Source organism: Mycobacterium sp. (assembly GCF_050701515.1).
In the GTDB taxonomy this organism is placed as follows: Bacteria; Actinomycetota; Actinomycetes; order Mycobacteriales; family Mycobacteriaceae; genus Mycobacterium.
Window position 1 is genome coordinate 23,084 of record NZ_JBOGDB010000135.1, and the last position, 6,993, is coordinate 30,076.

Annotated in this window: 7 protein-coding genes; 4 read left to right on the plus strand and 3 right to left on the minus strand. The window is 66.1% G+C overall.

The annotated features are described in order from the left end of the window. The first annotated feature begins 18 nt into the window (after positions 1 to 18). Positions 19 to 915, plus strand: a complete 897-nt coding sequence (gene ypfJ, locus ACRDU5_RS11135; RefSeq protein ID WP_526614557.1) for a KPN_02809 family neutral zinc metallopeptidase — start codon at positions 19 to 21, stop codon at positions 913 to 915. Continuing rightward, positions 908 to 2,542, plus strand: a complete 1,635-nt coding sequence (locus ACRDU5_RS11140; RefSeq protein ID WP_526614558.1) for a DUF885 domain-containing protein — start codon at positions 908 to 910, stop codon at positions 2,540 to 2,542. Before ypfJ ends, ACRDU5_RS11140 begins: the two co-directional genes overlap by 8 nt. A gap of 19 nt (positions 2,543 to 2,561) precedes the next feature. Here the strand turns inward: ACRDU5_RS11140 and ACRDU5_RS11145 are convergent, their stop codons facing one another. The 3 genes from ACRDU5_RS11145 to ACRDU5_RS11155 all read right to left on the minus strand — a co-directional run bounded on the left by ACRDU5_RS11145 (position 2,562) and on the right by ACRDU5_RS11155 (position 4,981). After that, on the minus strand, positions 2,562 to 3,056 hold the full coding sequence (locus ACRDU5_RS11145; RefSeq protein WP_526614559.1) for a hypothetical protein: 495 nt from the start codon (positions 3,054 to 3,056) through the stop codon (positions 2,562 to 2,564). A 172-nt stretch (positions 3,057 to 3,228) separates the two neighbouring features. Next, the gene (locus ACRDU5_RS11150) at positions 3,229 to 4,110 is read right to left on the minus strand and encodes an acyl-CoA thioesterase (RefSeq protein ID WP_526614560.1); all 882 of its coding nucleotides are present in this window, start codon (positions 4,108 to 4,110) and stop codon (positions 3,229 to 3,231) included. A gap of 25 nt (positions 4,111 to 4,135) precedes the next feature. Further along, the gene (locus ACRDU5_RS11155) at positions 4,136 to 4,981 is read right to left on the minus strand and encodes an LLM class flavin-dependent oxidoreductase (protein WP_526614561.1); all 846 of its coding nucleotides are present in this window, start codon (positions 4,979 to 4,981) and stop codon (positions 4,136 to 4,138) included. Positions 4,982 to 5,073: 92 nt separating this feature from the next. Here ACRDU5_RS11155 and ACRDU5_RS11160 point away from each other — a divergent pair, with 92 nt between their 5' ends. Both ACRDU5_RS11160 and ACRDU5_RS11165 read left to right on the plus strand, forming a co-directional pair. Continuing rightward, positions 5,074 to 5,709, plus strand: coding sequence for a TetR/AcrR family transcriptional regulator (locus ACRDU5_RS11160; protein ID WP_526614562.1), 636 nt, complete (start codon positions 5,074 to 5,076; stop codon positions 5,707 to 5,709). Between the two features lie 77 nt (positions 5,710 to 5,786). Next, positions 5,787 to 6,993: amidohydrolase family protein (locus ACRDU5_RS11165; RefSeq protein WP_526614563.1), on the plus strand; the 1,207-nt coding region annotated here is incomplete at its 3' end.

Below are 6,993 nucleotides of genomic sequence, written 5' to 3' on the forward strand. Positions count from 1 at the left end.
GTGTGCAAAGCTGATGCCATGACCTTCAGCGAGGGTATGCAGATCGACACCAGCACCACGTCGACCAGCGGCGGCGGCCGCGGCCCGGGCCGCGGAATGGCGATCGGCGGCGGCTTCGGCGGTCTACTCATCGTGGTGGTCGCGCTGTTGCTCGGAGTCAATCCCGGCACCGTGATCCCGCAACAGCAGGGCACGTCCGTCGGCCAGGACGTCGCGGCACCGGGGTTCGACCTCAGCCAGTGCAAGACGGGCGAAGACGCCAATCGGATCGTGCAATGCCAGGTGGTCGCTACGGGCAATTCGGTGGACGGGGTATGGGAGCAGTTGGTGCGCGGCTACACCCGTCCAGAAGTGCATCTGTTCAGCGGCTCGGTCGACACCGGCTGCGGCCCTGCGACTAGCGAAGTCGGACCGTTCTACTGCCCGGTGGATCGGACGGCATACTTCGACACCGACTTCTTCCAGGTGCTCGTCGATCAGTTCGGTTCCACCGGAGGGCCATTGGCGAACGAGTACGTCGTCGCGCACGAGTTCGGCCACCACCTGCAGAACCTGCAGGGCACCCTCGGCCGGGCGCAGGGGCCGGGCGCCGCAGGCGCCACCGGTGCCGGCGTACGCACCGAGCTGCAGGCCGACTGCTACGCCGGCGTGTGGGCGCATTACGCGGCGATCACCAGGCAGGAGAGCACCGGGGAGCCGTACCTGCTGCCATTGAGCGACAAGGACATTGCCGACGCGCTCTCGGCGGCATCGTCGGTTGGCGATGACCGGATCCAAGCGGCCGCCACCGGGCGAGTGAGCCCCGAGTCGTGGACGCACGGATCTTCCGAGCAGCGCGAGAAATGGTTCACCATCGGCTATCAGAGCGGCGATCCCAACAAGTGCGACACCTTCGCCACGAACGACCTTGGGTAGGCGCCCCACTGCAGTCGATGCCGTAGCAGAACGCTATCTCGAAACCTTCGCCGCGCTGGATCCTTGTGCGGCGACGGAATTGGGTATCACCGGCCACGACGACGACATCACCGACTACTCCCCCGATGGCGTAGCCGCCCGGGCCGCCGCCGCCCGCTCGGCCCTGCGGCGGCTGGACGGTGTGGAGCCCGAAGACGACGTCGACACCGTCACAGTGGCCGCGATGCGCGAACGGCTGAGCATGCTCATCGAACTCCACGATGCCGGACTGGATGTCGGCGATCTCAACGTGATCGCGTGCCCGCTGCAGACAATGCGCGAAGTGTTCGACCTTATGCCCACGGACACCGACGACGACTGGGCGATGATCAGCCGGCGACTGTCCCGGCTGCCGGACCGCGTCGCGGGCTACGCCGAAGCACTACGGGCGGCCGCCACCACCGGCCACGCGCCCGCGCTTCGGCAGGTCAGCCGCGGGGTCGAGCAGGCCGGCCAGATCCAGCAGCTGTTCGTCGACATGGTTGCCAATGCCGCGCAAGGCAATTCCCCACTACACGCCGAACTGCAGGAACGCGCATCGGCAGCCGCCGACGCCTACGCTCGGCTCGCCGCAATGCTGCGCGAGGAGATCGCGCCGCATGCCCGTGCCGAGGACGCGTTCGGGCGCGACGCCTATCGGCTGTTTTCCCGGGCGTTCCTCGGCGCCACGATGGACCTCGACGAAACCTACGAGTGGGGCCTGCGCCAGCTGAACGCCATTGTGGCCGAACAGGAGTCGATCGCGCACCGGCTCTATCCCGGGTCGTCGGTGGCCGATGCACTGCGCCGGCTGAACGACGAACCGCGCTATCTGGTGCACGGCGCCGATGCCCTGCAGGACTGGATGCAGGACCTTTCCGACCGCGCGGTGGAGTCGCTGGCCGACACGCACTTCGAGATCGGCGAACCGCTGCGCCGCCTGGAATGCCGGATCGCGCCGACCCAGACCGGCGGCATCTACTACACCGGCCCGTCGGAGGATCTGAGCCGCCCGGGGCGGATGTGGTGGTCGGTTCCGCCCGGCGTCGACACCTTTCACACCTGGCAGGAGATGACCACGGTCTTCCACGAAGGTGTGCCCGGCCATCATCTGCAGATCGGCCGCGCGGTGGTACTGGCCGACCAGCTGAACCGGTGGCGCCGGCTGGGCTGCTGGGTCTCCGGGCACGGCGAAGGCTGGGCGTTGTACGCGGAACGGCTGATGGCCGAGCTCGGCTGGCTCGACGATGCGGGTAACCGGATGGGAATGCTTGACGCCCAACGCTTCCGGGCCGCGCGAGTGGTTATCGACATCGGTGTGCACTGCGGGCTGACCGCCCCGGATGGCGATGTCTGGGACGCCGAGAAGGCGTGGATGTTCCTGCAGTCGCACAGCGCGATGGCCGAAGCGAACCTGCGCTTCGAGTTGGACCGCTACCTGGGCTGGCCCGGCCAGGCGCCGTCGTACGCGATCGGGCAGCGGATTTGGCAGCGGCTGCGCGACGAGGCGCTGGGCCGTGGACTGTCGTTGAAGGAGTTTCACCGCCGTGCTTTGGATCTGGGCGGTCTGCCGCTGGACGTGCTCAGGTCGGCTTTGTCGGCGGGCTGAAGATCCAGCGCTGCGGCGGTTAGCCGACCGGAACCAGGTCAGGCTCCAGCGAGGGGCAGGTCGTCACACCGCCACGGAACAAGGTCTCCGTTGCTTCTACCGAATCGGCCGGGATTCCCGCGGCCATCAGCGCTTGCGCCTTGAAAACCCGGGCCGCTCCGCTCAGCCGGTAGCAGACGGAGTCGATGTCCTGCTCCACTTGACCGGTGTCGCCCCACACCGCCACTTCGGCTAGGCCGTGGTCCAACGTCAAGGAGAACTCCTCGCGAACGCGTTCGTCCGCTGCGTAGATGTCGGCAGCGACGGCGAGGGTCGCGGCCCGTTCGGGGTCGCTGCTGATCGTCTCGAAGTCGCCGTCGAGATCCAGCGTCGTCGCACCCAGAATCTGCAGTGCCCGCTCACCGCTGCGATCGGCAAGCAGAACATCGACCGTCCAGCCCGCCATTCGGCGGTCGAACAACAGCCCCCCCACCGACGCGACAACGTCGGCGACGCTGGACGCGATGACGGTCATTTCATATCGGAGAACCCTGTCGGCACGAGCCCGAGAACGTGCAAACGAAAGTACTGCCTGCTCATCGCGACGGTTCAGGCCGAAGGTCTGCGGCGACATGGCGGGTCCAATCGGTCGGGGACTGCGACAATCCAAGCGTGACACTTTTGACCGAATATGTAAAGGTTGACTTTTACAGCCGGGACTGCGCAGCGATCGAGGTGTCGCTGGTGCGCAGCGGCCGGATCAGCGCGTCTTGCGCGAACGACGCAATCAGTTCGCCCTCCTCGGTGTGCACCGCGCCACGCACATACGACATCCCGGCACCGACCTGGGTGCTCTCGTGGGTGTAGAGGATCCAGCCGTTCCACCGGACCGGCTCGTGGAAGCTGACCGTCACCGTCATCGGTGCGGTGGAGACCGTGACGTGCGCCTGACTGGTGCCGATGCCCTCGTGCGCGCGCATCGTCGTGGAAATCCCAAGGTGGCCGGTGAAGTAGGCGATCAGCGCCTTGGCCAGATCGTCCCGGGTGGGGATGGGGTCGTAGTGCAGCCAGGCGTACAGCTCGGGCGGCCCGACCTCGTCGGGGCTGTTGACGTCGGCCACGTCGACGAGGCGCAGTTCCCGCCCGACCATCGGCATCTCCGAGGCATTGGCGTCCGCCGGGCCTGCGACCTCGGGACGCGGAAGGTGGTGCCGGATCACATCGTCGGACGGCACATCGGTGAAGACCGTCACCGTGATGCACCGCTTGCCGTTCTGTGTCGCGGTGACGACCGCGGTGGCCGTGGACCGGCCTTCGGTCAGTACGTCGATGTCGAGCTCGACCGGCGGTCCGACCACCACCGCGCGGGCGAACACGGCGTGCGCCGAGCGCACCGACTTCTCCGGAAAGCGTTTGGCCACTGCGACAATCGCCTGCGCGAGTACCTGCGTGCCCTCCACCACCTGCCGCCCATCGGTGCCGGCGATACCGGTCTGCGCGGTGAAGCGGTTTTCTCCGGCGGGTTGCGCGTCGAACAAGTCGAGCAAGTCCGCGACGGTCCACTGCGTCTGCGCTGAATCAGTTGTCATGTTCGACCACCTTCACTCGTCGTCATCATGCGCGCATCACCGTCGCGGCGAATTCGGCCAGGGTGTCCGGCTGTGCGAAATCGGAGAACCATACGTAGAACCGTTCGACGCCCTGCTCGGACAGCCCGCCGAAATGGTCGCCGAGTTCGGCAGCGTCCCCGCAGACCAATCCGGTGCCGAGGTAGGAGAACCGACGTGTGGCGGCCTCGGTTACCGCCTGCCGGTCGGCGTCCCGGCCGACGAACCCGACCATCTGCTGGATCGACACCCGGGCGGATCCGGCCGTCGGCCGCAGCGTCGGCAGCTTCTCGAGCTCGGTGGCCGGGATGTTCCACCAGTCCGCATGCTGACGTACCAGGTTCATGGTCCGCTTGCCGATTCCGCCGATTACCAACGGAATTCGATGCGATGGCTGCGGCTGCTGGGTCACCTCCGACTCGTCGCCCTCGCCCCAGTACTGCCGAATGAGCGCCAGGTCTCGTTCCAGCCGATCCACCCGGGCGGGCGGGTTGTCACCATCGGGGATGTCGAATCGGGCGAACTCCTCCGGCCACGACCCCCAGCCCAGGCCCAGCTCGAACCTGCCTTCCGACGCGGCCGCCAGCGTCACCGCTTGCTTGGCCAGCGCCGCCGGGTGCCGGAATCCATCGCACAACACCAAGTGTCCGATCCGCAGCCGTTCGGTTCGCGCGGCCACCCAGGTCGCGACCGTCATTGCCTCCCAGATGCTTTGGTGCGGAGCGGCCGGCGTCTCGAGGTGGTCGATGAACGCGATCCCGTCGAAACCGTTCGCTTCGGCCGCTTGCGCGCGCTCGACGATGTCGGGGATGTCCATCCGCACCTGCGGCAGGAACAGGAACCATTCGGCCATGGGTCCAACACAGTAGCCGGAAGGCTACGCTGGCTCCACAAAACCGGTAACGTCATTCTCCGACGTGCTGCATGACGCGGAGGGGTGTTCCCATGGCGAAGCCGAACGGGCGGTCGGCGGGCGCTGTGCGCCTCGGACCTGAGTCCCGTACCAGTCAATTCATGAAGTCGGCGCTGGAGATCCTCGGCGAGACCGGGCGCACCGACTTCACCGTGCTCGAGGTGGTCGAGCGGTCGAAGACCTCGCTGCGGTCTTTCTACCAGCACTTTTCCACCAAGGATGAGCTACTGCTCGCGCTAATCGACAAGATCATGGCCGAGTCCACGAAGAAGTGGCAGCAAGAGACGCAGGGCCTCGACGCCGAAGCGGCGCTGCGCAAGCTCATCGATCGGATCACCGCCCCGGCGCCGTCGAGCACGCAAGACAGCATCAACAGGGGCCTGACCTACTACAACGACCACCTGGCCGAATCGCTGCCGAGCGAGTACGCCCGTGTCCTCTCGCCGCTGCATCGACTGATCCAGGACATCCTCAAAAGAGGCATCTCGGAGGGCGTCTTCCGGCCCGGACTGGACGTCGAAACCACCGCGGCGCTGATCATGCAGTCGGTGCTGGGCGCCATGCGGCTGCGTTCCCTCGGCGTCGAGTTGAACGGGGTGCCGATCGACGGCAATCACATCTACGACTTCTGTGTTCGCGGCGTGGAAAACCGCGCCGAACCGCTCTGACCTGCGCATTGTTTTTGCTGGTCCAGACGTGGTAATGTCATTACCACTAGCAGCCAATCAGACTTCCAGGAGGCGCAATGCCAGCACGCGAGCTCCCCTATCCGGTGTTCGACGCGGACAACCACTTTTACGAGCCCAAAGAGGCGCTGACGAAGTTCCTGCCGGACCATCGCAAGAACGTCATCGACTACATCGAAGTCCGGGGCCGCACCAAGATCATGGTGCGCAACCAAGTCAGCGACTACATTCCGAACCCCACCTTCGAGGTCGTCGCCCGTCCGGGCGCCCAGGAGGAGTACTTCCGGCACGGCAGCGGCGGCAAGAGCTTCCGTGAGGTGATGGGCAAGCCCATGAAGGCGATTCCCGCGTTCCGCGACCCCGCCGCACGGCTGGAGGTCATGGACGGACTCGGCCTCGACTATTCGCTGATGTTTCCGACCCTGGCCAGCCTGGTCGAGGAGCGGATGAAGGACGATCCCGCACTCATCCACGACGTCATCCACGCGCTCAACGAGTGGATGTACGAGACCTGGCAGTTCGACTACCAGGGCCGGATTTTCTCCACGCCGGTCATTACGTTGCCGATCGTGGACCGCGCCCTCGAGGAGCTCGAGTGGTGCCTGGAGCGCGGCGCGAAGACCGTCCTGGTCCGCCCGGCTCCGGTGCCCGGCATGCGCGGCACCCGGTCGTTCGGAACGGAGGAGTTCGACCCGTTCTGGGACGCCTGCGTGAAGGCCGGCATCCCGGTCTCCATGCACGCCTCCGACTCCGGCTACGCGGAGTATCTCAACGACTGGGAACCCGCCGACGAGTTCCTGCCGTTCAAGCCGACCGCATTCCGCATGGTTTCGATGGGCAAGCGGCCCATCGAGGACTCGATGGCGGCGCTCGTGTGCCACGGCGCGCTGACCCGCAACCCGGATCTACGCGTCCTGTCGATCGAGAACGGCGCGGACTGGGTGCCCTACCTCTTCAAGCAGTTCGAGGGCACGTACAAGAAGATGCCGCAGTCGTTCCCGGAGAATCCGATCGAAGCGTTCAAGCGCGGGGTTTACGTCGCCCCGTTCTGGGAGGACGACTTCGCGCAGATGGCCGAGCTATGCGGCGTCGACCGGGTGATCTTCGGTTCCGACTGGCCGCACCCGGAGGGTTTGGCGGAGCCGACCCACCTGATCGACGACCTACAGGGAATCGATGAGGAGGGGCAGCGAAAGGTCATGGGCGGCAACATGGTCGACCTGTTCAAGGTGCCGAACAAGATAGTGCACAACCCCGACGTGCCCG